Consider the following 26394-nt stretch of genomic DNA (forward strand, 5'->3'; position numbering starts at 1 on the left):
CCATGACCCTGCCGCTGGATCTGCCTGGCCTCGAGAAGGCCCCAGCCTCGTCGGTGAAGACCCGGGGCTGGCCGAGCCTGATGCGTACCGTGCGCGAGAAGCAGGCGCTGGTCATCACCAACCACAACCACCCCGAAGCGGTGATCGTGGACATCCGCACCTACCAGGAGCTGCTGGCCAAGGCCGCTGGCAGCGATGCCGGTGAGCGCAGTGAAGAACTGCTGCGCCTGCGCGGCGAATTCGACCAGACTCTGGCTGGCCTGCAGCGCGGTGAGGGGCTGGGCAAGGTGCTGGGCCAGCCGATCCGCCGCGGCCGCAAGGTCACCCTCGGCCGTCCGCTCTGACCGATGGGGCGGATCCTGGTGCTGGCCGGCGTCAACGGCGCCGGCAAGAGTTCGCTGCTGGGAACCTGGCTGGAAGCCGAAGGGCTGGGCTGGTTCAACCCCGATTCGTTCACCCGCCGCCTGGTAGAGGCGGGCTGGCCGCTGCCCGACGCCAATGCCGAGGCCTGGCAGGAAGGCACCCGCCGCCTGCGCCAGGCCATGGCCGATGGCACGGACTTCGCCTTCGAGACCACGCTGGGCGGCAACACCATTCCGCACCTGCTGCGCGAGGCCTGCGAGCACCATCACGTCGCGATCTGGTTCTGTGGCCTGGCCACGGTGGACCTGCACATTGCCCGTGTTGCAGCGCGGGTGGCCGCCGGCGGCCATGACATTCCGGTGGAGAAGATCCACGCCCGCTTCGATTCGGCACGCGAGAACCTGCTGGAACTGCTGCCACACCTGGCCGAGCTGCATGTCTACGACAACAGCGCTCCCGCCGACGCCGACGGCTGCGTCGAGCCGCTGCCGGTGCTGGCGATGGCGCACGGCCAGCTGCAGTACCCGGTCTCGGTGGCCGAGCTGCTGCACACGCCGGACTGGGCCAAACCCATCGTGATGCGTGCGATGGAGTTGAACGCTGCGCGCGATTGAGGGCGCGTACGTTGTAGAGCCGAGCCCACGCTCGGCTGATCCCTCGAAAGGCAGCCGCGCGCGGGCTTGGCCGTACAACAACGCCGGCTTCGCCGAGCCTCAGGCCGGCTTTACCTGCTCAGGCTCCGCAGTCTCCGGCAGTGGCGGCAGGCTCGGGTCCACTGTCACCGGCACATCGCTCTTCAGCAGTGCGGCGGCTTCCTTGTCGCTGCCGACCGCCGGCGGTGAACCGCGCAGCGGCAGGCCGGCGGTTTCCTTCACGAACAGCATCGTGATCAGGCCGATCACCGCCGCGCCCATCAGGTAATAGGCCGGCACCAGCGGGTCGCCGGTACGTTCCACCAGCCATGCGGTCACCAGTGGCGTGGTGCCACCGAACAGCGACACCGACACATTGAAGGCGATCGACAGTGCGCTGTAGCGCACCGGGGTATAGAACAGCGCCGGCAGCGTGGACGGCATCGAGCTGGTGAAGCACACCAGTGCCAGGCCCAGCAGCATCAGGCCGAGGAAGATCAGCCAGTCGTTGCCGCTGCCGATCAGCAGCAGGCAGGGTACGGCCAGCACCAGCAGCGCGATGCAGGCACCGATGATCATCGGGCGGCGGCCAAGCTTGTCACTGAACAATCCGCCGACGATGTTCAGCGGCATCATCACCAGCATCACGATGATGATCAGCAGCAGGCCCTTGCTCTCGGCATAGCCCATGGTGACGTTGAGGTAGCTGGGCATGTAGGTCAGCAGCATGTAGTCGGTCACGTTGAACACCAGCACCAGGCCCATGCAGACCAGCAACTGGCGGCCATGTACCTGGAACAGCGCGGCGAGCCCGGGCCGGTCGTGCTCGCGCTTCTCGGCTTCCTCGGCGAAGGCGCGGAAGGCCGGCGTTTCCTCCAGTTTCATGCGCATGTACAGGCCGAGCAGGCCCAGCGGGCCGGCCACCAGGAATGGAATGCGCCAGCCCCAGTCCAGCATCTGTCCGCTGCTCAACAGCATGTGCAGCGCGGTCACGGCTCCGGCGCCGGCGATGTAGCCGCCCAGCGTGCCGAACTCCAGCCAGCTGCCCATCAGGCCGCGGTTGCGGTCGGTGGAATACTCGGCGATGAAGGTGGCCGCACCGCCGTACTCGCCGCCGGTGGAGAATCCCTGCACCACACGTGCCAGCAGCAACAGCACCGGTGCCCAGATGCCGATGCGCTCGTAGGAGGGAATCAAGCCGATCGAGAACGTGCCCAGCGCCATCAGGATCATGGTGAACGCCAGCACTTTCTGGCGCCCATAACGGTCGCCGAGCGGGCCGAACACCAGGCCGCCGAGTGGACGCACCAGGAATGCCACGGTGAAGGTGGCGAAGGCGGCGATCACCTGTGCCGTGGGGTTGCTGGACGGGAAGAACACCTGGCCGATGGTGACGGCCAGATAGCCGTAGACACCGAAGTCGAACCACTCCATGGCATTGCCAAGTGCGGCGGCGCCCACGGCGCGCTTGAGCATGGGCTTGTCGACGACGGTGATCTCATCGACCTTCAGGTGGCGGCGGCGTTTGAACCAGCCGAAGTGGGCATGGGAATCGGGCGTGTCCTGCATAGGGGCTCCCTTGTAGGTATGGAATAGGGGAATGGGTGCTGTGGTGTGTCCCGGAAATCGGAAACGGCGGTGCAGGCGCAAGTGGCGCAGGGGCATCGGAAGGCGGCGTGGGGGCCGGGGAATGTGTGCAGGCGCAACGCCACGCGCACGGCAAAGCACCGCCGCAGGGGCGGAGACGCGAAAACGGGATCACAGCGGCCGCGCAGTCAGCGGCCAGGTATCACATCAGCGTAGGGGGTGCAGGCAGAGCGCCTGCGGGCGTCATCCGCCGGGATCCAGCGCGAGGCGATGGAAATGCAGGGCGGGAGCATTCGTGGCAAGCGAAGCGCCGGTCGGCAGTGCTTCCCACGTAACAGGTGCGCCCGTCACGTAGTGGGTCGTGTCGATCATCCGTTCATCATAACGGCATCGGCGTGAGCATGCAGCGAAGCAGGCTGATCTGCACGCTGTGTTCCACCTCGCCTGTTCAGAAGGCTCAGGCCGACTTCGCCACCAAACCGAACACCGTGCAGGCCATCGCCAAGGCGCCCGGCAGTGCCAGTTTCCGCGTGACCAGTGCGGCGCCGATCATGGTGAGCACCGAGAGCATGATGGCCAGGGCGAAGAACGGTTGGCCCTGCAGGGACTGGTGAATGCAACCGGCACAGCCGGCAATCGCCAGGCTGGTGGCAAAGCAGACGTGAAACAGTGAGCCAGCGTACACAGAGGTTCCTCGCGATGATGGAGGCCATAGCGGCAGGCAGCCGGACAAATTTAGCGCTGATTGCAGATTGCGATGACGGGATCACATCCTGTACCCGCTCTGGTGACATCGGCGTGCATAAGGTGGAGCGCACACCCACTTTTCGGATTGATGGAGGATGCAATGGCGCGGACGATTCCCGAAGGAACCCTGATCGTGGTAGCCGACGGTGGTTCGGCGCGGGTGTTCACCAACGTGGGCAGCAACCACCAGTTGACCCTGAAGCAGGAAGGCGAACTGCGCCTGCAGGACATCAGCGAGCAGGGTGTATCCGGGCAGGGGCCTGCGGGTGCCGTGCCGAAGGACATGTCGGTCTCGCAGCTCAATGAGGCCACGTTCGCCAAGCAGGTGGCCGAACAGCTCAACGAAGATGCCTTGAAGAACCGCTATGCGCACCTGGTATTGATCGCCGACCCGACCACGCTGGGTCGCATTCGTCCGCTGCTGCATAAAGAGGTCCAAGCGCGATTGCTCGGGGATATTGCCAAGGATCTGACCAACGCGCCGCTGGAAGACATCCAGAAGGCACTGGCGGCGTAGCGCTCATGCCGTTCATGCGTGATCACCTTGCGAACGGGCCCACCTCTGCGGAGGTGGCGGCGCAGCCTGGCTGGCAGGTGCTGGAGTTCGGTGCGCCCTGGTGTGGTCATTGCCAGGCCGCGCAGCCCGCGTTGCAGGCCTTTGTCGAAGCGAACGATCTGCCGCATTGGAAGATCGAGGATGGCAAGGGAAGGCCATTGGGGCGAGCGTTCAAGGTGAAGCTGTGGCCGACGGTGGTGCTGCTGCGCGATGGAGAGGAGATCGCGCGGGTGGTAAGGCCGTTGGACAGCGCGGATCTCATGTCGTTGCAGAGCGCACTTCCCGGTTGAAGAGTAAACCCGGTGCGGGACACCGGGCAGTCGCACTGCAGCATGCGGCGTGACAGGCCCGGTGCTAGGATCCCGCTATCACCTGAATCGATCCAAATGCCGATGCCCACGCTGGACCGTCGTCTCCTGATCGCTGTCGCCGCCACGGCGATGTTCGCTTCCGGCCTGGCGTCGGCCGCGCCTGCCAGAACCGCCGCCGACAAGGCCTATGCCTCGGTCGACCCGTTCATTGGTACGGGTGGTGAAGGCCACACTTACCCGGGTGCCACGGTGCCGTTCGGCATGGTCCAGCTTAGCCCGGACACACGCATCCAGCCACGCGAAAAGGCCTATGGCTGGGCAGCCGGCTACCGCTACGACGACAGCAGCATCGTCGGCTTCTCGCACACGCATTTTTCCGGCACTGGCCATTCCGATCTGGGCGACATCCTGCTGATGCCGTTCACCGGCAGTCCCGGCCTGGAGCGTGGCGATCCTGAGAAGCCGGGCAGCGGTTACGCCTCACGGTTCCGCCACGCTGACGAGAAGGCCGAGCCGGGCTACTACGCGGTCACCCTGGACGACTACAAGGTGCGGGCCGAGCTGACCACCAGTACCCGCGTGGGCGTGCATCGCTATGCCTTCCCCAAGGGCGCCGACGCCAAGGTGCTGCTGGACATGCGTACCAGCATGTACGACTACCCGGGCAAGGTGCTGTGGTCGCGGGTGCGGGTGCGCGCCGATGGCACGGTGACCGGCTTCCGCGAGACGCGCGGCTGGGCGCCGGGTCGCCAGCTGTACTTCGCGATGCGTTTCTCGCGGCCGCTGGCCGGACATGAGCTGCACAACACCGAGCAGGACATCGTCTACAAAGGTTTCCCGCCGCCGGGCGAAAAGGACCCGGCGCAGCGCGCACAGGTCGAGGGCCGCCAGCTGGTCGGTACCTTCGCATTCGGCAAGCTGGATGCACCACTGGTGGTCAAGGTCGCGATCTCGCCGGTCAGCGAAGCCGGCGCCATTGCCAACCTCGACGCGGAAGTGGCCGACTTTGATTTCGACCGCGTGCGTGCGCAGGCGAAACAGGAATGGACGCAGGCGCTGTCGGTGCTCGATATCGATGCGCCCGAGCACGCCCGCCGCAGTGCCTATACCGCGCTGTACCACACCCTGCTGGGGCCGACGCTGTTCATGGATGCGGATGGACAGTACCGCGGGCCGGACAATGCCGTGCACAAGGCCGAGGGCTACACGAACTATTCCACGTTCTCGCTGTGGGACACCTACCGTGCGCTGCACCCGTTGCTGACGCTGGTGCAGCCGGAGAAGCGCAACAGCGACTTCGTCAATTCGATGCTGGCCCACCACGAGCACAGCCCCTACGGCATGCTGCCGGTGTGGTCGTTCCATGGCCTGGAAGACTGGTGCATGATCGGGTACCACGCGGTGCCGGTGATTGCCGATGCCTACGTGAAGGGCATTCGTGGCTTCGACGCCGACAAGGCACTGAAGGCGATGATCGAGACTGCCAACTACGGCCCCTATGACGGCATCGCGCAATACCGCGAGCTGGGCTATGTGCCGATCGACGAGGAAGGCGAGGCGGCCAGCAAGACGCTGGAGTACGCCTTCGATGACTGGACCATCGCGCGCATGGCGCAGGCGATGGGCAAGACCGATGTGGCGGCGACCTTCGACAAGCGTGCCGGCAACTGGCGCAATGCCTTCGACAAGGGCACCGGCTTCATGCGTGCGCGTAAGCGCGATGGCAGCTTCCGCACTCCGTTCGACCCCAGCGCCAGCGGCTATGGCACCGACTACACCGAAGGCAACGCCTGGCAGTATTCGTGGTACGTGCCGCAGGATGTTGCCGGACTGGCAGCAGCGCACGGTGGCAGCGACAAGCTGCTCGCGCGCCTGGACGAGGTGTTCAACGCCAAGGTGGATCCATCGATCTTCGAGCACATGGAAGACATCACCGGTCTGATCGGCTGGTACGCGCATGGCAACGAGCCCAGCCACCACGTGGCCTACCTGTATTCGTACGCCGGCCAGCCGTGGCGCACCCAGGCGCGGCTGAAGCAGATCATGGATACCCAGTATGCCGACCGTCCCGATGGCCTGGCCGGCAACGATGACGTCGGCCAGATGTCGGCGTGGTATGTGTTCACTGCGTTGGGGTTCTATCCGGTCGCGCCGGGCTCGGGCGAGTACATTCTTGGCCGTCCGTTCCTGCCGAAGACCGCGATGCGTCTTCCGAACGGCAAGACGTTCACCATCGTGGCTGATGGGCTGGATGACAAGCACACGTATGTTGGCAACGTGAGCCTCAACGGCAAGCCACTGCAGCGCACCTTCCTGCGCCACGACGAGATTCTTGCCGGTGGCGAACTGCGTTTCAGCATGCAGGCCGAGCCAAACAGGGCGTGGCCGGGGCAGGGCGCGCAGGCGCCGTATTCGATGAGCCGATGACGATGGGCGGCGCCGCATTGCCGCCGTCATTGCCCCGCACTTGGTAGGTGCCAACCTCGGTTGGCACGCGGGAGGTCAAGGGCGCCCACCAAGGTGGGCGTCTACCGGAATCGTCCGGTCCAGGACGTCAACGGAAACGGAACCGCACCCCCACCCGCGCGCCACCGAGCGGCGCCGTTTCGATCTTCAACATCGCACCATGCCGCTGCGCGATCTCGGCCACGATCGCCAGGCCAAGCCCGCAACCATCCCCCTCGCTGCTGGCCCGGTAGAAGCGTTCCGTGACGCGCGCGCGTTCGGCTTCGGCGATGCCGACGCCGTCATCGTCCACCCATACCTGCACGCCGTCGATCTCCTGCCGAACGCCAAGGGTGATCACACCGGGCATGGCGCCGTAGCGCAGCGCGTTGTCCAGCAGGTTGCCCAGTGCCTCGCGCAGCAGCGGTGGATCGCCCTGTACCTGCACGCCGTCGTCGGGCCCGTCGTAACCCAGGTCCACGCCCGCCGCCAACGCACGGTCGGCGTAGCGCTCCACCACGCCACGTGCCAGCACGGCCAGATCCACCGGCTGCAGCGGCAGCGCGCTGCCTTGGGGGTCCTCGGAACGGCTGAGCATCAGCAGCTGGTTGACCAGGTGCTGCAGCCGCGCCAGCCCGGCCAGCGTGCCGGACAGCGCCAGTTGCTGGGCCTGCGGATCGTGCTGGCGCAATGAACTCTCAAGCTCCACCTGCATCGCTGCCAGCGGCGTGCGCAGCTGGTGCGCGGCATTGCTGACGAAGCGCCGCTGTGCATCCTGCATCGCGTCCAGGCGCTGCAGCAGCGCGTTGTAGGCCTCCACCGCCGGCCACAGTTCGCGCGGAGCTTCCTGCGCCGGATCCAGCGGCGCCAATGGATCCGGCCGCGGGCTGGCCAGCTTCCGCGCAACCAGGTTGGCATGGCGTGCGGCAGCGCCTGTACCGGACCAGGCCAGCCATGCCGCCAGTGCCAGGATCGCAGCCTGGAACGGAACGCTGGTCAGCAGCAGCTTGCGCTCCAGCCGGTGCCGCTTGCGCAGTGTCTCGGCCACGCGCAGCCGGATGTCATGACCCGGCCCGGCGCTGACCACCACTTCGACCATGCGCACGGCCTGCCCACGCAGCCGCGCATCATAGTAGACCGGGTCGTCGCTGCCGGCGGACATCGACGGGCGCGGCAATGCCTCGGGCAGGTCGCCATACAGGCGCCCACCCGCGGCGTCGACCACCTCGCCATGCACTTCGTCGGCGGTGTCCCAGGTGAACATGCGCGACACCGCCGGGGTGATCTCGATGGACGCGCGGCCGTCCTGCACCGCCACCAGCTCGGACAACGACATCGCCGAATCCAGCAGCCAGCGGTCGTAGACCTGGCCGGCGTAGAAGCGGGCCAGCGCGAACGAGCCAACCGCGCTGCACAGCAGCAGCACCAGCAACGGCAGCCACAGGCGCCGCAGCAGCAGGCTACGCAGGCTGTGCACGCGCTCAGTCACCACCGGCTTCCATGCGATAGCCGAGGCCACGCAGCATACGGATGCCGACGCCGGCGTGGGCCTGTTCCAGCTTGCGGCGCAGGCGGCTGACGTGCACCTCGATCACCGACAGGTTGGCTTCGTGGTCCCAGCTGTACAGCGCATCGAACAGGCGCTGCTTGGTGACGGTGCGGCCGGGATGCTGCATCAGTGCATCGACCAGCGACAGCTCGCGCGCGGTCAGTTCGATGCGCTGGCCGTCCACCTGCACTTCATTGCGGACGCTGTCGAAGCACAACCGGCCCAGCCGCTTCTGCGCCGGTGCATCGCTGCGGCGGCGCGACAGCGCACGCAGGCGCGCTTCCAGTTCTCCCAGGGCGAAGGGCTTGGCCAGGTAGTCGTCGCCACCGCGGTCGAGGCCGAGGATGCGGTCCTCCACACCATCGCGTGCGGTCAGGATCAGCACCGGCAGGGTGACGCCGTCGTTGCGCAGGCGTGAGAGCAGGTCCAGGCCATCGACGTCAGGCAATGAAAGGTCCAGCACCATCACGTCATACGGTGCGCTGGCCAGTGCCGCCGGCGCGTGCAGCCCACGCGAGAGGTGGTCGCACAGATGGCCGGCGCCCTGCAGGGCGCGGATCAGCCCATCCGCCAGCGCGGCGTCGTCTTCGATCAGCAGGATTCGCATTGCAAGCTTCGTGCAAGGTTGGGGCAAGTTTGGCGCAAGTGCATCACCTTACCGTGACGTGCATGAATTTCTCCCCTCGTTTTGCGGCCGTGCTGGCCACTCTTCTGTGCGCGCCCACCGCTTCGGCGCTGTCCCTGCAGGAAGCGCAGCGCGCCATGGAAGCACACAACCCGGACCTGCGTGCGGCGGCACTGGAGCTGCGCGGCGTGCAGGGCGATGTGCAGACGGCGGCGTTGCGCCCGGCCACCGAGTTGTCGATCGGCACCAGCAAGATCAGCCCCAAGCATGGCATCGGCTCCGGACGCTGGCAGGACAAGCGGGTGGACAGCACCGTGGGCCTGGGCTGGACCTGGGAGCGCGGTGGCAAGCGTGCGTTGCGTATCCGCCAGGCCGATGCGCTGCTGGAAGTGGCCGGGCTGGAGATGCTCGATGCGCGGCGCCGCCAGCAGGTGGCGCTGCATGAAACCTATTTCGCTCTGAAGGGCGCACAGGAGCGGGCGCAGATTGCCGATGCCAACCGCCAGAGTTCGGCCGAGCAGATGGCGGCGGCGGACAAGCAGGTTGCCACCGGGGCGATGGCGCCGGTCGACCGCGCGCGGCTGGCAGTGGACGACCTGGCGGTGGCCGACGCGGCGCGCGAGGCGTCGCTGGATCTGCGCGATGCGCGGCATGCGTTGGGGCTGCTGCTCGGCCGCGACGACAGCCATGACCTCAGCGCCGATGATCCTTGGCCGGAGGCAAGCAGCGTGGCCAGCGTGCGTGCGTTCGATCCGCAGCAGCGTGCCGATCTGCGCGCGGCACGTTCGCGCCTGGCCGCGGCCGACGCCGGTGTGGCACTGGCGCGCAGTGAGCGCCACCGCGACATCCAGTTGGGCGTGGAGGCCGAGCGCGAGCCGGCTGACATCAGCGGCGTCACGTGGGGTGTGTCATTGACCATACCGCTCGGCGGCCCGTCACGTGCACGCGGCGCGATCCAGCGTGCCGAGGCCGACCGTGACAGTGCCGCGCTGGAGCTGCAGGTGCTGCAGCGCGAAGCGCGTGCCGAACTGGACCAGTTGCAGGCCAGCGCGCAGTCCGCCGCGCAGCGCCGGAGCGACTACGAAGGACTGCAGTCCGACGCCGCACGCAGGGCGGTGCAGGGCATCGAGCTGGCCTACCGCCGCGGCGCCGCCAGCCTGACCGATCTGCTGGATGCGCGCCGCAGCTGGCGCGAGTTCGAGGCCGCGTTGATTGAAGCGCGTGCCGACCATGCCATTGCCCTGGCGCGCTGGGAAGCGGCCACATCCGTTGCTGAAGGAGAGTCCCGATGAAGTCCACCGTCGCTTATCGACCGCAGGCGCGACGGGCCGTGCTGCCGGCCTTGCTGGCGCTGGCCCTGCTGGGCGGCTGCGGCCGCGAGCCGGCGTCGTATACCGAGGACGCGCCGAAGGTCAGTGCTGGCCAGATCCAGTTTCCTGCCGGTAGCCGCCAGCTGGACGTGCTACGCAGCGAGGCGGTCACCGCCGGCGCCAGCGCCAGCCTGCAGCTGCCGGGCCGGGTGGTCTGGGACGAGACGCGCTCCAGCGCGCTGCGTACGCCGTTGGCGGGGCAGGTGGCGCGCATCGAGGCACAGCCGGGGCAGAAAGTGAAGGCGGGCCAGGTGATCGCCTGGATCACGTCGCCCGAATTCGGCCAGGCCCAGGCGGAGGGCGTGCGCGGCCGTGCCCAGCTGCAGCAGGCGCGCAAGGAGCTGGAGCGCACCCGCGAGTTGCATGCGGCAGGTGTGGCGTCGGGGCGCGAACTGGACGAGGCCGAGGCCAATTTCGCCGGCAGCCAGGCCGATCACGCGCGTGCGACCGCCTTCGCCAAGGCCTATGGCAATGGCCAGCACGTCGACCAGCGCCTGCCGTTGCGCGCGCCGATCGATGGCGTGCTGGTGGAGCGGCGGATGAGCCCGGGCGTGGCGGTCAGCCCCGACAGCGAACAACCGTTGGCGGTGATTGGCGATCCTGACCGCTTGTGGCTGCTGCTGGATGTTCCCGAGAGTCTGGCCGGACGCTTGAAGGCGGGCATGCAGGTGAGCGTGCCCGGGGCCGATGGACAGCCGCTGCAGGCGACCCTGCAGCACGTGGATGACTTCGTCGACAGCGAACGCCGCGTGGTGCAGGCGCGCGCCGAGCTGGACAACCGCGCACGCGGTTTCAAGGCGGGGCAGTACGTGCGCGCCCAAGTGGCGTTGCCGGCCGAGGGCGGTGTCTCGCTGCCCGATGCGGCTGTGTTGTTGATCGACGGCAAGCAGGTGGTGTTCGTGGAGGAGGGCAAGGGCCGCTTCGTGCGTCACGCGGTACATGCCGAGGAGCTGGGCGATGGCCGGCTGTGGGCGCGTGAGGGCCTGGCCGCAGGCGCCAGGGTGGTGGTAGAAGGCGGCCTGCTGCTGCAGCAGCTGGCGGACAGCGCACCGGCCGCCGCCAGCACCGGCACGGGGCACGCCGCTCCATGATCGATCGCCTGATTGCCTACTGCCTGCGCCAGCCATTGATGGTGATGCTGGCACTGCTGCTGTTCATGGGTGCTGGCATTGCCGCGTTCCGTGTACTGCCGGTGGAAGCCTTTCCGGATGTATCCGACACCCAGGTAACAGTGGTGTCGCTGCACCCGGGCCGTGCCGCCGAAGAGGTCGAGCGCGAGGTGACGATGCCACTGGAAGTGGCGCTGTCCGGCATCCCGCATTCGGTGCGGGTGTTCTCGCATACGCAGTTCGGCCTGTCGATGATCATCCTGACCTTCGACGACAAGGCCGATGACTACTTCGCGCGCCAGCAGGTGCTGGAGCGCCTGCAGGGCGTGGAGCTGCCGGAAGGGGTGACCCCGGAACTGGAGGCGATGAGCTCGGCGGTAGGTGAGATCTACCGTTATGTGCTGAAAGGCCCGCACATGACGCCAACCCAGCTGCGCACCGTGCAGGAATGGACGATGGAGCGCAGCCTGCGCACCGTGCCGGGCGTGGCCGATGTGATCAGCTTCGGCGGCTTCGCGCGTACCTTCCAGGTCAAGCCGGACCTGGACAAGCTGCGGGACCGAGGCATCAGCCTCGGTGAGTTCGCCGAGGCGCTGGAGAGGGGCAGCTCGAATGCCGGCGGCGGCTACGTGGAGCGTGGGCAGCAGCAGTTCTTGATCCGTGGCGTGGGCCTGATGCGTTCGCCGGCGGACATCGGCAACGTGGTGGTGGCGCAGCGCGGGGGCACGCCTATCCTCGTGCGCGACCTGGCCGGCATCGCCGACACCGGCCTGCCGCGCCAGGGCCTGGTCGGTCAGGACGACAACGACGATGCGGTGTTCGGCATGGTGCTGATGCGCAAGGGCGAGAACCCGTCCGACGTGCTCGACGCCCTGCATGCGCGCATCGCCGAGATCGAGGCCAACCAGTTGCCGGCCGGGGTCAGCATCGAGCCGTTCTACGACCGCTCGTGGCTGGTCACGACCACGCTGAAGACGGTCTTCCGCAACCTGCTGGAAGGCGCGGTGCTGGTGTTCCTGGTGCTGTGGCTGTTCCTGTACAACGCCCGCGCCGCACTGATCGTGGCGGCGATGATGCCGCTGGCGCTGCTGTCGACCTTCCTCGGCCTGCATCTGTGGGGCGTGCCAGCGAACCTGCTGTCGCTGGGTGCGATGGACTTCGGCATCATCATCGATGGCGCGGTGATCGTCACCGAGCACATCGTCTCGCGATTGTCGAAGCTGCCACCTGCGGCTGATCGGAAGACGCGGTTGTCGACCATTCTGTCGGCCGCTTCGGAAGTGGGCCGGCCGACGTTCTTCTCGATGCTGATCATCATCGCCGCGCACATCCCGATCTTCACCCTGCAGCGCCAGGAAGGCCGCATGTTCGCACCGATGGCGTACTCGGTGACCTCGGCCCTGATCGGTGCGTTGATCCTGGCGCTGACCGTGGTGCCGCTGTTCTGCTACTGGTGGCTGCGACGGGACCGCATGCGCGATGGCAATCCGCTGATGGACCGCCTGACCGGCTGGTATCGGCCGATCCTGGAGCGTGCATTGGCCCGCCCGCGTGCGGTGGTACTGACCGCGGTTGCGCTGCTGGTCGGCACGCTCGCACTAGGCACCCGGTTGGGTTCGGAGTTCCTGCCCGAGCTGGACGAAGGCTCGATCTGGCTGACCGCCACGCTCGACCCGAGCACCAGCCTGGTCGAAGCGCAGCAGCAGTCGCGGCGCATCCGTGAGCTGGTCGGCACCTTCCCGCAGGTGTCGACGGTGGTGGCCAAGCTTGGCCGCCCGGAAGACGGCTCCGACGCCAAGGGCGCCAACCAGATCGAGGCGCTGGTGGCGTTGAGGCCGGAGAAGGAGTGGCCGAAGGGCGTGGACAAGCGGCAACTGGTGAGCGACCTGCAGCGCACGCTGGAGCAGCGCATCCCGGGGCCTGAGTTCTCGATCTCGCAGCCGGTGCGCGACAATATCCTGGAGAGCATCTCGCAGATCAAAGGCCAGGTGGTGATCAAGGTCAGCGGCTCGGACCTGGACGTGCTGAATCAGCAGGCGCAGGCGATCCTGGGTCAGGTGCGTGGTGTGGAGGGCGTGGAGAGCGCCTTCATTGACCGTGACGGGTCGTTGCCGCAGCTGCAGATCGAGATCGACCGCGACCGTGCCGCGCGCTATGGCCTCAATGTGCGCGACATCGACGAGGTGATCGAGACCGCACTGGGCGGGCGCCAGGTCGGTGAACTGTGGGAGGGCGACCGCAGGTTCCCGATCACGCTGCGCCTGGACGACGCCGACCGCGACCTGCAGCGGCTGCGCACGGTGCCGGTGGGCATCGGCGATGGCCACACCGTGACGCTGGCCGACGTGGCCGACTTCCGCATGGCCAGCGGCGCGATCAACATCTCGCGCGAGAACGCACAGCGGGTAAAGGCGGTGAGCATCTTCATCGCCGGGCGTGACATGGGCAGCGTGGTGGCCGACATGCGCAAGCGCGTGGAGGCCAGCGTGCAGCTGCCGGAAGGCTACCGGCTGGAGTGGTCCGGCGAGTTCGAGAACCAGCAACGTGCGATGAAGCGTCTGGGCTGGGTGATCCCGCTGTCGGTGCTGATCATCTTCGTACTGCTGTTCGATGCCTTCAAGGACGTCAGCAGCGCCGCGCTGATCCTGGCCAACGTGCCACTGGCGATGATCGGCGGCATCCTCGCCCTGTGGTTGACCGGCATTCCACTGTCGGTGTCGGCGGCGATCGGCTTCATTGCATTGTTCGGGCAGGCGGTACTGAACGGGGTAGTGATGCTCAGTCGCTTCGCGCAGCTGCGCGAGCAGGGCATGGACCTGCTGCAGTCGGTCGTGCAGGGCTCGCTGCAGCGCCTGCGCACCGTACTGATGACCGCACTGTTGGCGATGTTCGGCCTGCTGCCGATGGCGACCTCGCATGCGATTGGTGCCGAGACCCAGAAACCGCTGGCGGTGGTGGTGATTGGCGGCCTGCTGTCGGCGATGCTGCTGACCCTGCTGGTGTTGCCGACGCTTTATTATTGGGTGCATCGCCGGCGTACAAAGCAATGGCAGGTGCCATCATCGCAGTTTGCGGTTCAGTCTAAAGGCTGAGGTCGTATGATTGGGGCAGGTGAGCGGAAACTGCGCCTACTCTGTTTTTTGTAGCTCACCAAGCTGATCCAGGGCAGAGCAAGGCACTGCCCTTTTTCAGATATCCAACAGGCGTCGCGGGTTGAGAACTGAAGATGCTTCAGGGCGTGAGTTCCAGTGTCTCGCCTTCTGTGGAGCATGAGCTGTCTAGTAGGTCTCCGGTATCCGCCACCGAGGCCTCTGGAAACCCGGCAGCAATGAGATGAGTGCGAAGGACTTCTGCACGGCGGCTGTGTGGGTCGGCATCGATGACATCGAAGCAAGCCTCAGTGAACTTGTCCGCCGCATAGGACTGCGCATAACCCAGGGAAGGGTCAGGCTCTCCTGTGAGGATGAGTCCCGCGGCCAGTATGTTCTGTAGCTCCGTGCCCTGTGCTCGCCGAAGGTCGCTCCGAACCTGTTCTGTGGTCAGGTTGCTCATCAGGTAGTGATCACTCTTTTCCAGTGGAGTCCTGTGCACGATTGAGCTGCTGAGACTACTGAATGTGCGCGAATAGTTCTTCCAGTCCTGATACTCTGAAACAGCCTTGGAGATTTCTTCGTTCTTCAAGGCGCCTCTTGGCCATTGCATCACGAATGGCTCCTTGTCGTCTCTGTATTTACTCTCAAACTGACCGATCCATGCGGATGCCATTCTGCTGGCGAGGTCGCCTATGCCATTCAGAGTCCTTGCACGACTCAGTACTTCGTCGATCGTCTCAGCATCCAGATGCTGGACGTTGGGTAATAGTGCCTGCAGCTTCCCGATGAACTCGTGATCAGGAGTGTTCACTTCCCACGTATGTTCCCTTAGGAACCGAGCAGCGTTCTCAATCGTCTCGAGTCGAAGCGCCTGTGATGTGTACCTCTGAATGGCACCTGCAAGCAAATCGGTGTTCCTGGTCCTGCTGGCGATGTAGGCGGCAACTTCCTCCTCCAGTTCAGTCGAGGCATGAATTCCGAGATCGTCAAGCAGCTTGCTCCATGCGAGATTTTCGAACGACGCCTTCGATGTAGGATCTGTTGCGGGGCGACCATGGGCGAGTACGTACGCCGTAGTGGGGCCCTGAGGCAGGGCGAGGAGATCGATTGCACCGAGTAGAGTGATCGCTGTGACAAGGCGGCATCGCAGTGGGGTTGCCCTGACGTCCAGTTCCTCGACGAGATCCTCGACGTGGCGAGTCAGCTTCTGGATGACGCGGATGTTTACGATTCCACAGCGCGTAAGAGTGTCACCGAGAACTTTACGGTCAGGCGGAAGCAGAGGATGGCGCGTGTTTGCCACGGGCCTCTTGGTTGAACCCTTTGCCCGCGCTGTGTTCTTGAGATTCTCTTCCCTCTTCGCAGAGGCAATTTCTGCAGTTTCAAATGCCTCAGCTGGTGTGATTGATAGGGACACTTCCTCGTCGATTACCTTTTCCCGGAAAGCTTGCCAGACCGGGTCATCGGCAAATCGCTCTGCGTTGAGGATCAGGATAACTTTGCATTTCAGGGCGCGGGCGCAGTTGTCGACGAACCCGAGCAGCTCGTCCGCTTGGAGGTCTGCGTGCTTCCGTTCAAGATCGTCGATTACTAGCAGGCGGCCCTCAAGGAGCTTGGGTACGGCTAGATTGGTGAGCTCATCCAGGACTTCAAAACCTGGATGTACACTCTTCAGAGCATCCTTCATCCAGCGCCAGCTCGTAGCCACTTGCTGCCTGAGCTCCTCCGAATCTGAGCCCGTCAATATTTTCTGAGCTATGCGAAGGCCGAGCTCTCGAACGTTGCCTACGCCAAAGAGCGAGACGGAGACAGCTCGCATCACGATGGCGGTGTCGGATGTTTCACGAATACGATTCCAAAGGTGAGTCTTGCCTGTGCCCCAGGCTCCTGACAGAGCGATAACCTGTATGCGGTCATCACGAATAAGTTTCTCCAATCGCTGCTCGCAATCCTGATACGACACGTCTACCTTCCTTTGGCTCTGGTCTATGGAAACATCGTATCGTGGGCACTGCGCGGCAGAAAGCTGTCAATCTTTTGGCGGGCCGAATCCGGCCTGAGTACCGCCGAATCTCATGCCATCCCACCGTTGGCGCGCAGGACCTGGCCGTTGACCCACCCGCCATCGGCACCGGCCAGGAACCCCACCGCACCGGCGATGTCCTCCGGCGTACCCAACCGCTGCAGGGGGTTCATCTTCGCCAACCGCTCGATCAGTTCCGGTGACTTGCCGTCCAGGAACAGGTCGGTAGCGGTCGGGCCTGGGGCCACTGCGTTCACGGTGATGTTGCGCCCGCGCAGCTCCTTGCTGAGGATCGCGCCCATCGTCTCCACCGCTGCCTTGCTGGCCGCGTACACGCTGTAGTTCTCCAGCTTGATGCCGACCACGCTGGTGGACAGGGTGATCAGCCGGCCACCGTCGCGCACCCGTCGCGCGCTTTCGCGCAGCACGTTGAAGGCACCCTTGAGGTTGATGCCGATCACCCGCTCGAACAGGGCGTCGTCGGTGTCGGCCAGCGGCGCCAGCTGCAGCACGCCGGCGCTGTTGACCACCACGTCGATGCCGCCGAAACGCGCCTCGATGGCATCGAAAAGCTGCCGCACCGCCAGCGGATCGGCGACATCGGCCTGCAGCGCGATCGCCTGCGCGCCGGCTGCGTTGAGTTCGGCCGCCAAGGCTTCGGCGTCGTCCCGGCGGCCCGCATAGTTGATCGCGACCGCGTGGCCATCGTCGGCGAGCCGGCGGGAGATGGCGGCGCCGATGCCACGGGAGCCGCCGGTGACCAGGGCGACAGTGCGGGCGGGGGAGAGGGTCATGGTCGGTTCCAGCGGAGCGCGCCGGAATGGCGCAGGGCCATCTTCGTCATCTCTCCCGCCCGGATAATCATGCATAATCCGCCAACATCATCCGGGTAGCCGAACAATGGACCGCTTCACGGCCATGCGCGCCTTCGTCCGTATCGTCGAGCGCCGCAGCTTCACCCGGGCCTCCGAGGACCTGGACCTGCCGCGGGCCACGGTGACCGATGCGATCAAGGCGCTCGAACAGCGGCTGGGCGTGCGCCTGCTGCACCGGACCACGCGGCTGGTAGTGCCGACGCTGGAAGGCGAGGCTTTCTATGGCCGTTGCCTGCGCCTGATCGCCGACATGGATGATGCCGAGGCTGCGTTCCGTGACGCGCCGCCGCGCGGCCCGTTGCGTATCGAAGTGCATGGCACGCTGGGCCGGCACCTGCTGTTTCCGCACCTGCCGGAATTCCTGCAGCGCTACCGGGAGATCGAACTGGACGTCAGCGAGGGTGACCGCTATGTCGACCTGCTGCGTGAAGGCGTGGATGCGGCGTTGCGGGTGGGGACGCTGGCCGACAGCGATCTGGCGGCGCGACGGTTGACCATGCTGCGCGAGGTCACGGTGGCCTCGCCGGGCTATGTGCAGGCGCACGGCCTGCCCGATACCATCGAATCGCTGCAGGACGGCCACCAGATGGTCGGCTACCGCTCCAGCGCCACCGGCCAGCTGATTCCTCTGGAGTTCCAGCAGGGCGGGCAGGTGCGCTACGTGCCGCTGCCGGCACGGGTGCGAGTGTCCGGTGCTGACGCGTTCCTTGGTGCCGCGCTGGCGGGCCTGGGCATCATCCAGGCGCCGCGCTACCGGATGGACCCGTACATCGCGCGCGGACAGTTGGCGGGGCTGTTGCCCGAGACGCCACCGACGCCGAGTCCGCTGAGCCTGGTCTACCCACGCAACCGCACGCCGTCACCGCGCTTGCGGGTGTTCATCGATTGGGTGACCGGGGTGTTTGAGCAGACCAGGGTTGCCGGCCAGCGGCCGGGACTACCGGGCTGAGGTGCTCGGCAGCACCAGCTCGAACAGGGTGCCGGTGTCATCCGAGACAACACTCACGCTGCCGCCGTGCGCCTGTGCGATCGCGCGTGTGATCGCCAGGCCCAGTCCGGCACCTTCTTGGCGGCCACGCTCGCCGCGGTAGAAACGATCGAACAGGCGCGGCAGCGCCTCGCTGGCGATCGGCGTGCCAAGGTTGTGCACGCTGACCCTGCACACGCCATCGGCCTCGACCAGCCGCACCCGCACTTCGCTGCCCACGGCTGCGTACTTCAACGCGTTGGACAGCAGGTTGGCAATCGCCCGGTGCAGCATCAAGCGGTTGCCTTCCACGCTCGCCACACCATCGCGGCGCAGGGTCAACTGTCGGTCCTCGGCCAGAAGCTCGTAGAACTCCAGCAGCGAATCCACCACCGCATCCAGCGCCACTGGCTCGCGCGAGGGCAGTGCACCCGGCGCTTCGGCCTGCGCCAGGTACAGCAGGTCACCCACGGTCTGCGCCAGCTGCTGCAGTTCCTCGGCGCAGGACGCCAGCGTCTCGCGGTAGGCCTCGTTGCTGCGCGGGTGCGCCAGCACCACCTGCACCTGGGTCAGCATGTTGGTGATCGGTGTGCGCAGTTCATGGGCGAGATCACCGGAGAACTCGGTCAGCCGCGCGAAGTCCTGCTGCAGGCGCGCCAGCATGCCGTTGAGCGTCTGCGCCAGCTGCTCCAGTTCGGCCGGTGCGCTGCGTGCACTCAGTCGGCGCTGCAGCCGGCCGGCGGTGATCTGCCGGGCCTCATCGGCCAGCGTGCGCAGCGGCCGCAGCGTGCGCCGCACCACGTAGCCGCCGAGCAGGCTGCTGGCCACGGCGGCGCCGATGATGGCGATCGCCAGCAGATGGCGGAAGCGCTGCAGGAAATCGGCGTGGCGGTCGTCATCGATGGCCAGCAGGGTGACCAGCTCGCTGCCGTCGGCCAGGGTCTGGCGCAGGTGCAGGGCATGCATGCAGCGACCATCGGCGAGGATCCAGTCGTGCCGCAGTGGCGCGGCGTCGATCGGCTGGCTGCGTGCATGCTCGCGCAGTAGTGCCGGTGCGGTCGAGAAGAGCACTGCGCCGCTCCCATCAACAATGTGGAAGGCGATATCCGGATGGTGGCCCAGTGCCTCCGCCAAGCGCTGCCCGCGTGCGGACGCAGGTCCGTTGCCGGCCAGGTCACGGATCAACGCAACCTTGTACTCCAGTTCGCTGAAGTCCTGGGCCACCAGGTCGTGGCGGGCGCTGACATAGATCGCCACGCCCAATGCGGCCAGCACCAGCGTAGCCACGATGGCGAACAGCAGCGTGAGGCGTACCGCAATGGAACGGCGCAGGCTCATCCGTTGTTCACAGTGCCGTCGTCCGGTGCCTCGAGCACGTAGCCCATGCCGCGCACGGTGACGATCAGCTTGGCGTCGAAGTCATCGTCGATCTTCGCGCGCAGGCGGCGGATCGCCACGTCGATCACGTTGGTGTCGCTGTCGAAGTTCATGTCCCATACCTGCGAGGCGATCAACGAGCGCGGCAGCACTTCACTGCGTCGGCGCGCCAGCAGTTCCAGCAGGGTGTATTCCTTCTGGCTGAGGGCGATGCGCTGGCCGCCGCGTTCGACCCGGCGGCGCAGGGTATCCACCACCAGGTCGGCGATGACGATGCGCTCGGCCTGCGGCAGCGCCTGGCCACGACGCAGCAGGGTGCGCACGCGCGCCAGCAGCTCTGCGAAGGCGAATGGTTTGGCCAGGTAGTCATCCGCGCCCAGCTCCAGGCCCTGAACCCGGTCGGCGATGCTGCTGCGCGCGGTGAGGAACAGCACCGGCACCTGCCATCCGGCCTCGCGCAGCCGCGACAGCACGTTCCAGCCATCCAGGCCGGGCAGCATCACGTCGAGGATGACCAGCTGGTACTCGCCGCTGCCGGCCAGGTGCAGCCCGTCGACGCCATTGCAGGCGAGATCGACCACGTAGCCGGCCTCGATCAGGCCCTGGCGCAGGTAGTTGCCGGTCTTGGGTTCGTCTTCGACGATCAGCAGTTTCATGGTGTGCCCATCATCGCAGCTTGGGCCCGTGCTGGAACGGATGAGTCATGCCAATGGGTCCAGCATTCCGAGCACCGCGACGCAGGCCAGCACCAATACCGCCAGCACCGATTCACAGGCCAGGCTGTGGCGAAGTGAGCGCAGCGGCCTGGGTTGCCAGCCGCCGCGGATGGAGCTGGCCAGCGCTGGTACCAGCCGCCAGCGATGCAGCGCGGCAAGCCCCAGCATGCCGCCCACCAGCGCCAGCTTGAGCAGCAGCCAACGCCCATGCGCGGCGCCGGTCAGGGTCTGTATGGAACCGCCGAGATCGACATAGGTGTAGGTGCCGGTCATCGCCAGCAGGGCGACGATGATCGTGCCCGGCACGGCGAAGCTGTGCGCGGCCTGCCACAGTTCGCGGGTACGTTCGAGCAGGCGCAGGCCCTGTGGACGCAGCGCCAGCTGCAGGATGGCGGCGATCGCGCCGACCCAGGCACCGGCGGCCAGCAGGTGCACGATGCCGGCCACGAGCCGCAAGGTGCCGCCGAGCCCATCGCCTGCAGCGGCATGCCCGTTCCAGGACAGGCTGGCCAGAGCTACCGCCGTGAGTATCAGCAGCGCCAGACGGCGCAGGCCCTGCACCGGGCGATTGACTGCCAGCAGCGGCAGCATTGCCAGCAGCGCCAGGATGCGCAGCAGCCCCGCCTCACCCACCGGCGTACCGGTGAGGAACCAGTGCGCCGTTGCTGGGTCGATATCGGCTGCCGGGATGCCGAGCACGCCCGACAACCGGTTCACGGCATCGATGACGACCAGGATCAGCGCAACCACGGCGAGCGCCAGCGAGATGCCGCGTGGCAGCCCGGGGCGGACGAACAGCAGCCGCCCGAACAGCAGCATCAGTACCAGGTACAGCGCCAGCCGCAGCGCATACGGCGAGAGCTCGGCCATGGCGGCAGCCTTACTTTACGGTGAAGCGGTAGCTGCCGGTCATCGGATGACTGTCCTGACCCACCGCGCGCCATTGCAGTGCGTAGCTGCCGGCGGGCAGCGGCTTGGCGAAACGCGCGCGTAGCGTGTGGCCATCTTCGGAAATGTCCTGCGCGACGGTAGGCATGGCCATCTTCATGCGGCCATGGTCCATGCTCAGCTCGATGCGGGTGGCACGCGGCATCACCTTCTCGCTGAACTGCAGCGTGATCTCGGTCGCCGGGGCTACGGTGGCGTCGGCGGCCGGCGTCGAGCGCACCAGGCTGGGATGGGCCAGCGCCAGCGGCGCAACCGCGAGGCCGGTCAGCAGGACAGCAAGGACAGTGGAGCGGAGCAGGGAGCGGGCCATGCGTGGGACACCTGTGGAAGACGTGGCCCACAGGGTGGAGGGCAGCGCCTTTCGCTGCCCTGACCCGCACATTACCGATCTGTAATGTGCGGCCCACTAACAAGGTGATGCCGGCCGCTGGCCGGCATCACAGCGCGTGCAGCGGCCCCTGCATGCGATGGAAACTGCCATCGGTGGCGGTGAACCAGGCCAGCGAATGCCCGCCCACGAAGTCATCGACATGCACGACCGTTGCGCCATCGGCTTCCTGCCACGAAATGACATAGACCCCTTCGCTGATCTGCTGCCACTCGCAGGCGGCTTCGCCCTGCGCACCGGCATAGGTGCCGGAGATGATGGCGTACTGCACGTGGCGGCCATCGGCGCTGTAGACATTGTCGGCAGCCAGGCCGTCATAGCGGACGCGGAAGCGACGGCCGGCGAACAATGGCAGGGCGGAGGCGGCGTTCATCGGATCGCCACCGGGTTGATGTTGACCTGGGTCGAGCCGACGTACAGCGGCTGGCCGAGCACGAACAGGAATTCCCAGGCCTTGTCGCGCACCAGCGCACGGCTGTCGATCAGCTCCAGGTTGTAGATGCCGCGCTTGGCCAGCATGTACTGGTTGATCGGGAACTCCTCGGCACCGTCCGGGTTCGGGTAGACCTCCGAGGCCCAGGTGTCGCCACCGAAGGCGACGATGCCCTGGTCGGCCAGCCACTTCGCGGCCTCCATGCCGATACCCGGTTCCACTTCCAGGAACTGTTTGTCGTCCTTGCCGATCAGTTCCAGCCAGCCGGTGTTGAACAGCACCACGTCGCCCTTGCGCAGGCTCAGGCCCTGCTTCTTCAGCACGGCCTGGATGTCGGCCACGGTGAACTCGGTGCCGCCGGGCACGATCGCCTTGCCGTAGTACGCAGTCATGTCCAGCACGACGCCGCGGGTGACCATCGGCGGCACCTTCTCGACGCCGAGCTTGCGCACGCCGTCCACGGTGACGAAGTCGGCAGCCTTGTTGCCGTTGTAGTAGACGTTGTCGATGCCGATATGGCCGATGCCGTTGAGCTGGGTGCCAACGCCGGTCCAGGCGTTCACCAGTTCATCGTTGAAGGTGAACCTGTTGGGGCCCAGCGACTTGCCTGCCTGCTGGCCGACCTGCACGTTGTACAGGCGGAAGCTGCGGTGGCGGAACGCGGGCAGGTTCTTGTCCACCGGCACCGCCAGCGGATAGGTCTTGCCGGTCCTGACCAGCGATACCGCGTGCTTGACCACGTCCGCGGTCAGCAGGTTGGCCGCGCCGATCTCGTCGTTGGCGCCGTAGGCAGAGGGGTACCAGTCCTCGGCGGTGGCCTGGAAGGACAGCGGCAGGGTGGCCAGCGCAAGCGCGGCCAGGGTCTTCATTTTCATGGCAAAGCTCCGGTAACTGTCAGGCCGTCGCGGCGGCGCCGGCGTGGGCCGGGAAGTGCGGCAGCACGTACTCGGCGATTTCATGGAAGGTCTCGGCCAACGGCCGTTCGTTGCGGCGGAACTGCAGGCCGATGTGGTCGACACCGGCCGCCTGCATGGCGTGCAGCTCGGCCAGCAGGGCGTTGCGGCCGCCGCGCAGCCCAAAGCGCCAGCGCTGCAGCGGGGCATCGGCATCGGCCACCAGGTCCAGGTGGATGAAGCTGGCATACGGCTTGTTGCCGGCCACGGCGCGCCAGGCCGCCACGCGTTGCGCATGGTCCTGTGGCGTGCCCGGGTAGACCAGGCAGCCATCCATGTGCTGGCCGATCCACGCCGGCTGCTGCTGGGCCAGGCCTGCCACGAACAACGGCAGGGCCGGGCCGTCCGCGGGCAGCACGTCCAGGCCCTGCGGCAGGTGCGAAGCGGCGCCTTCGCGCAGCAGTGCGATCTGCTCGCGGAAGCGGCTGCCGCGGGTGTCGAAGTCGCGGCCGAACAGCGGGTACTCCACCGGGCGGTCGCCACTGGCCACGCCCAGCAGCAGGCGGTCACCGCTGAGCCGCTGCACGCTGCGCGCCGACTTCAGGGTCAGCAACGGCTCGCGGATCGGCAGCACCACCGCACCGGTGCCCAGCAGGATGTCCTTGGTGATGCCAGCCAGATAGCCGAGGTAACTGAATACCTCGAACACCTGTGCCGCATCACCGAAGGCCGGGTCGTACACCGGCACGTCGCGCACCCACAGCGCACGGAAGCCGAGGCGGTCGGCCAAGCGTGCCAGTTCTGCATGGCACTGCAGGTCCGGTTCGCCGGGCAGGCGTCGCGCGGCGCGTCGTGCCTGTTCGCCCAGCGGCGTCCAGTCATTGTCCAGCGGTGCTTCGATGCCGATGCTGAAACCACCGGCCTGCAACCGGGTCATCGCACTGCCCATGGCCTGGCGCCTCAGTCCCAGGCCGGGGCCAGGCCGGGCGGATCGACTTCGCGGCCGTTGCGGTCAAGCGCGGCGATCGCGGCCATGTCATCGGCATCCAGGCGCAGGTCCTGGGCGAGCAGGTTGCTGGCCAGGTTCTCGCGCTTGGTCGAGGACGGGATGACCGAGTAACCGCGCTGCAGCGCCCACGCCAGCGCAACCTGGGCCACGGTGGCCTGGTGCTTGCCGGCGATGGTGGCCAGCACCGGATCCTTCAGCACCTTGCCGTAGGCCAGGGTCATGTAGGAGGTCACGGTGATGCCCTGGTCCTGCAGGAAGGTGGTCAGTGCCGGGTTCTGCAGGTAGGGGCTCAGTTCGATCTGGTTGGTGGCGATCTCGCCGGCACCGACCACCTCGATGGCCTGCCGGGTCAGCTCGATGTTGAAGTTGGACACACCGATCTGGCGGGTCAGGCCCAGCGTCTTGGCGTCGGCCAGCGCGGTCATGTACTCGCGCAGTTCAACGCCATTGCCCGGCGCCGGCCAGTGGATCAGCAGCAGGTCGACATAGTCGGTGCGCAGCTTGGCCAGGCTGTCGCGCAGGCTTGGGATCAGCTTGTCGGCGGCGTAGTTGTCCACCCAGATCTTGGTGGTCAGGAACAGCTGGTCGCGTGGGACGCCGGATTCGGCGATGGCCTGGCCGACTTCGGCTTCGTTGCCATAGATCTGCGCGGTATCGACCGCACGGTAGCCGACCTCGAGGGCGTTGCGCACCGAGTCGATGACGGTCTGGCCGGTCAGGCGGAAGGTGCCGACGCCAAAGGAAGGAACGCTCATGATGGACTCCAGGGACTTCGTTGAGAGCCGGTGGGCTCGGGACAGGGCGAAGTGTGGGCGCTTTACATTTGTTGATTAAGCTGTGTATACGGGAAACGCTTTTGCGCCGAGGTAAAAAATGAAAACCACCCTGGATGAGCTGAAGGCCTTCGTGGCCGTGGTCGACAGTGGTTCGATCACGGCGGCGGCCGAGGCGCTGGAACTGACCATCTCGGCCACCAGCCGCACCCTGGCGCGGCTGGAAGACAAGCTGCAGACCACGCTGCTGCGGCGGACCACGCGGCGGCTGGAGCTGACCGAGGAAGGCGCGGCGTTCCTGGAGTACGCGCGCACGATCCTGGCCACGGTGGACGAGGCCGAGGAACAGATGGCCGCGCGGCGGCTGCAGCCGGTCGGGCGCCTGCGCGTGGACGCCGCCACGCCGTTCATGCTGCATGTGATCGTGCCGTTGCTGGAGGGCTTCCGCGAGCGCTACCCGCAAGTGGAGCTGGAGCTGAATTCCAACGAGGGCATCACCGACCTGATCGAGAAGCGCACCGACGTGGCGTTCCGCATCGGCGTGCTGCGCGATTCCACCCTGCATGCGCGGCCGATCGGCCACAGCCGCATCCGCGTCGTCGCCAGTCCCGAGTACCTGCGACGGCATGGCACGCCGACACGCGTGGAGCAGCTGCGCAAGCACGATCTGCTGGGATTTACCCAGCCCAGTTCATTGAACGAGTGGCCGCTGCACGATGCCGATGGCGGGCCTTTCGTGATCGCGCCGGCGATCGCTTCATCCAGTGGCGAGACGCTGCGGCAGATGGCGGTGGCGGGGCTGGGCATTGCGTGCCTCTCGGACTTCCTGACCCGCCAGGACCGGCGCGAGGGCCGATTGGTGCAGCTGTTCGGCAAACAGACGCAGGACGTGCGGCAGCCGATCAATGCGGTGTACTACCGCAACACCGCGCTGGCCGCGCGCATCACCTGTTTCGTGGACCACGTGACGCAGACGCTGGGACAGCGACCGTTCGACGAATAGAGAAGGGTAGAGCCGGCCGCTGGCCGGCTGCCGGAAGTGCATCAGTAGATCCACGCCACGCGTGGATGGTGTTTTTCCGTCCGGCCAGCGGCCGGCACTACCGTTTGCGCAGCGCCCGTCGGTTGCCGATGTGAGCGAACGCCAGCAGCGCGCCACCACTGGCTGTCGCTACGCCATGCCAGAGCAGCGATTCCTTCAGCGGCAGATACAGAGAGGCCGACAGCAGCAGGATGGCGCCGGCGCAGGCCAGCCGCAGGGGCTGCCAGCGCCCGTGCCGGTGCACCCCGGCCGAGGTACTCGCCAAGGCCAGCGAGGAGGCCAGCAGCGCGAACAGCCACTCCCAGCGCGACATCATCAGCAGCAATGTCATCGCGCCATGGCCGGGATGCTGGAACGAGCGCAGCGCCATCATCGCTGCCGGCACGAAGGCCAGCAGCAGGGGCAGGGCGATGCAGTGGGCGGCGCAGGCCAGGGACAGCCAGGCACCGGCAAGATCGAAGCGGGGGTGCCAGCGTGCCGAAGTTGGCGGCTGGGCCAGGGCCCTTGCGGGGGTCGTGGGAATATGGTCCATAATGTTACATAGTAACAATTGGAGTCTTTCCC

The 26394-nt window shown here is 66.4% G+C and carries 26 protein-coding genes; 10 read left to right on the top strand and 16 right to left on the bottom strand.

Annotated features, from left to right (window positions below):
* The first annotated feature begins 2 nt into the window (after positions 1 to 2).
* Together N5D45_RS00215 and N5D45_RS00220 are read left to right on the top strand one after the other, a co-directional pair.
* Positions 3 to 344 (top strand): type II toxin-antitoxin system prevent-host-death family antitoxin, encoded by a 342-nt coding sequence (locus tag N5D45_RS00215; protein ID WP_010485378.1) that lies wholly within the window; start codon positions 3 to 5, stop codon positions 342 to 344.
* A 3-nt stretch (positions 345 to 347) separates the two neighbouring features.
* Positions 348 to 977, top strand: a complete 630-nt coding sequence (locus N5D45_RS00220; protein ID WP_057502780.1) for a hypothetical protein — start codon at positions 348 to 350, stop codon at positions 975 to 977.
* Between the two features lie 99 nt (positions 978 to 1076).
* Here the strand turns inward: N5D45_RS00220 and proP are convergent, their stop codons facing one another.
* The 3 genes from proP to N5D45_RS00235 all read right to left on the bottom strand — a co-directional run bounded on the left by proP (position 1077) and on the right by N5D45_RS00235 (position 3267).
* Positions 1077 to 2564 carry a glycine betaine/L-proline transporter ProP gene (gene proP, locus N5D45_RS00225; RefSeq protein WP_197657036.1) on the bottom strand — a complete coding sequence of 496 codons (1488 nt, stop codon included), beginning with the start codon at positions 2562 to 2564 and terminating at the stop codon, positions 1077 to 1079.
* 261 nt (positions 2565 to 2825) lie between these two features.
* A complete protein-coding gene (locus tag N5D45_RS00230; RefSeq protein WP_256202341.1) occupies positions 2826 to 2954 on the bottom strand; it encodes a hypothetical protein in 129 nt (42 codons plus the stop codon).
* An 85-nt stretch (positions 2955 to 3039) separates the two neighbouring features.
* Positions 3040 to 3267 carry a hypothetical protein gene (locus N5D45_RS00235; RefSeq protein WP_197657035.1) on the bottom strand — a complete coding sequence of 76 codons (228 nt, stop codon included), beginning with the start codon at positions 3265 to 3267 and terminating at the stop codon, positions 3040 to 3042.
* A 162-nt stretch (positions 3268 to 3429) separates the two neighbouring features.
* On the opposite strand from N5D45_RS00235, the gene N5D45_RS00240 reads away from it, so the two are divergent.
* From N5D45_RS00240 to N5D45_RS00250, 3 genes are all read left to right on the top strand, one after another.
* Positions 3430 to 3846, top strand: a complete 417-nt coding sequence (locus N5D45_RS00240) for a host attachment family protein (protein WP_019337746.1) — start codon at positions 3430 to 3432, stop codon at positions 3844 to 3846.
* Positions 3847 to 3851: 5 nt separating this feature from the next.
* Complete coding sequence (locus N5D45_RS00245; protein ID WP_019337745.1) at positions 3852 to 4175, top strand: thioredoxin family protein; 324 nt, start codon at positions 3852 to 3854, stop codon at positions 4173 to 4175.
* Positions 4176 to 4271: 96 nt separating this feature from the next.
* Positions 4272 to 6623 (top strand): GH92 family glycosyl hydrolase, encoded by a 2352-nt coding sequence (locus N5D45_RS00250; protein ID WP_057502781.1) that lies wholly within the window; start codon positions 4272 to 4274, stop codon positions 6621 to 6623.
* 127 nt (positions 6624 to 6750) lie between these two features.
* Here the strand turns inward: N5D45_RS00250 and N5D45_RS00255 are convergent, their stop codons facing one another.
* Together N5D45_RS00255 and N5D45_RS00260 are read right to left on the bottom strand one after the other, a co-directional pair.
* Positions 6751 to 8130 carry a sensor histidine kinase gene (locus tag N5D45_RS00255; RefSeq protein WP_197657034.1) on the bottom strand — a complete coding sequence of 460 codons (1380 nt, stop codon included), beginning with the start codon at positions 8128 to 8130 and terminating at the stop codon, positions 6751 to 6753.
* A complete protein-coding gene (locus N5D45_RS00260; RefSeq protein WP_057502783.1) occupies positions 8123 to 8797 on the bottom strand; it encodes a response regulator in 675 nt (224 codons plus the stop codon). Before N5D45_RS00260 ends, N5D45_RS00255 begins: the two co-directional genes overlap by 8 nt.
* 62 nt (positions 8798 to 8859) lie before the next feature.
* On the opposite strand from N5D45_RS00260, the gene N5D45_RS00265 reads away from it, so the two are divergent.
* Genes N5D45_RS00265 through N5D45_RS00275 form a run of 3 tightly spaced genes read left to right on the top strand, consistent with a single transcriptional unit; the run spans position 8860 to position 14386 of the window.
* Positions 8860 to 10107, top strand: a complete 1248-nt coding sequence (locus tag N5D45_RS00265; RefSeq protein ID WP_057502784.1) for a TolC family protein — start codon at positions 8860 to 8862, stop codon at positions 10105 to 10107.
* On the top strand, positions 10104 to 11276 hold the full coding sequence (locus N5D45_RS00270) for an efflux RND transporter periplasmic adaptor subunit (protein WP_057502785.1): 1173 nt from the start codon (positions 10104 to 10106) through the stop codon (positions 11274 to 11276). The genes N5D45_RS00265 and N5D45_RS00270 overlap by 4 nt, the downstream gene beginning before the upstream one ends.
* Positions 11273 to 14386: a CusA/CzcA family heavy metal efflux RND transporter gene (locus tag N5D45_RS00275; RefSeq protein ID WP_197657033.1), complete on the top strand. Its 3114-nt coding sequence runs from the start codon at positions 11273 to 11275 to the stop codon at positions 14384 to 14386. The genes N5D45_RS00270 and N5D45_RS00275 overlap by 4 nt, the downstream gene beginning before the upstream one ends.
* A 139-nt stretch (positions 14387 to 14525) precedes the next feature.
* Here the strand turns inward: N5D45_RS00275 and N5D45_RS00280 are convergent, their stop codons facing one another.
* Together N5D45_RS00280 and N5D45_RS00285 are read right to left on the bottom strand one after the other, a co-directional pair.
* Positions 14526 to 16349 carry a P-loop NTPase fold protein gene (locus N5D45_RS00280; RefSeq protein WP_057502787.1) on the bottom strand — a complete coding sequence of 608 codons (1824 nt, stop codon included), beginning with the start codon at positions 16347 to 16349 and terminating at the stop codon, positions 14526 to 14528.
* Positions 16350 to 16459: 110 nt separating this feature from the next.
* Positions 16460 to 17203 carry an SDR family oxidoreductase gene (locus N5D45_RS00285; RefSeq protein WP_057502788.1) on the bottom strand — a complete coding sequence of 248 codons (744 nt, stop codon included), beginning with the start codon at positions 17201 to 17203 and terminating at the stop codon, positions 16460 to 16462.
* 106 nt (positions 17204 to 17309) lie between these two features.
* On the opposite strand from N5D45_RS00285, the gene N5D45_RS00290 reads away from it, so the two are divergent.
* Entirely contained in the window at positions 17310 to 18233 is a 924-nt protein-coding gene (locus tag N5D45_RS00290; RefSeq protein ID WP_279938351.1) for a LysR family transcriptional regulator, read from the top strand.
* On the opposite strand, the gene N5D45_RS00295 is transcribed toward N5D45_RS00290, so the two are convergent.
* From N5D45_RS00295 to dkgB, 8 genes are all read right to left on the bottom strand, one after another.
* A complete protein-coding gene (locus N5D45_RS00295; protein WP_057502790.1) occupies positions 18222 to 19589 on the bottom strand; it encodes a heavy metal sensor histidine kinase in 1368 nt (455 codons plus the stop codon). The two genes, N5D45_RS00290 and N5D45_RS00295, sit on opposite strands and share 12 nt — an antisense overlap.
* Positions 19586 to 20284: a heavy metal response regulator transcription factor gene (locus N5D45_RS00300; RefSeq protein ID WP_228354564.1), complete on the bottom strand. Its 699-nt coding sequence runs from the start codon at positions 20282 to 20284 to the stop codon at positions 19586 to 19588. Before N5D45_RS00300 ends, N5D45_RS00295 begins: the two co-directional genes overlap by 4 nt.
* A gap of 45 nt (positions 20285 to 20329) precedes the next feature.
* Positions 20330 to 21214, bottom strand: coding sequence for a copper homeostasis membrane protein CopD (gene copD / locus N5D45_RS00305; protein ID WP_057502791.1), 885 nt, complete (start codon positions 21212 to 21214; stop codon positions 20330 to 20332).
* A 10-nt stretch (positions 21215 to 21224) separates the two neighbouring features.
* On the bottom strand, positions 21225 to 21602 hold the full coding sequence (copC, locus tag N5D45_RS00310; protein WP_057502792.1) for a copper homeostasis periplasmic binding protein CopC: 378 nt from the start codon (positions 21600 to 21602) through the stop codon (positions 21225 to 21227).
* Between the two features lie 127 nt (positions 21603 to 21729).
* Positions 21730 to 22053, bottom strand: coding sequence for a hypothetical protein (locus N5D45_RS00315; RefSeq protein WP_010485417.1), 324 nt, complete (start codon positions 22051 to 22053; stop codon positions 21730 to 21732).
* A complete protein-coding gene (locus N5D45_RS00320; RefSeq protein WP_197657031.1) occupies positions 22050 to 22988 on the bottom strand; it encodes a cyclase family protein in 939 nt (312 codons plus the stop codon). The genes N5D45_RS00315 and N5D45_RS00320 overlap by 4 nt, the downstream gene beginning before the upstream one ends.
* A 19-nt stretch (positions 22989 to 23007) precedes the next feature.
* Positions 23008 to 23955, bottom strand: coding sequence for a TIGR03571 family LLM class oxidoreductase (locus N5D45_RS00325; protein WP_057502794.1), 948 nt, complete (start codon positions 23953 to 23955; stop codon positions 23008 to 23010).
* An 11-nt stretch (positions 23956 to 23966) separates the two neighbouring features.
* Positions 23967 to 24770, bottom strand: coding sequence for a 2,5-didehydrogluconate reductase DkgB (gene dkgB, locus N5D45_RS00330; protein ID WP_043396134.1), 804 nt, complete (start codon positions 24768 to 24770; stop codon positions 23967 to 23969).
* Positions 24771 to 24888: 118 nt separating this feature from the next.
* On the opposite strand from dkgB, the gene N5D45_RS00335 reads away from it, so the two are divergent.
* Positions 24889 to 25791: a LysR family transcriptional regulator gene (locus tag N5D45_RS00335; protein WP_010485424.1), complete on the top strand. Its 903-nt coding sequence runs from the start codon at positions 24889 to 24891 to the stop codon at positions 25789 to 25791.
* A 97-nt stretch (positions 25792 to 25888) separates the two neighbouring features.
* On the opposite strand, the gene N5D45_RS00340 is transcribed toward N5D45_RS00335, so the two are convergent.
* Positions 25889 to 26362: a MerC domain-containing protein gene (locus N5D45_RS00340; RefSeq protein ID WP_049409545.1), complete on the bottom strand. Its 474-nt coding sequence runs from the start codon at positions 26360 to 26362 to the stop codon at positions 25889 to 25891.
* Positions 26363 to 26394 lie beyond the last annotated feature (32 nt).

Origin of the sequence: Stenotrophomonas sp. GD03819, from assembly GCF_029841665.1 — a bacterium.
Taxonomy (GTDB): domain Bacteria; phylum Pseudomonadota; class Gammaproteobacteria; order Xanthomonadales; family Xanthomonadaceae; genus Stenotrophomonas; species Stenotrophomonas geniculata.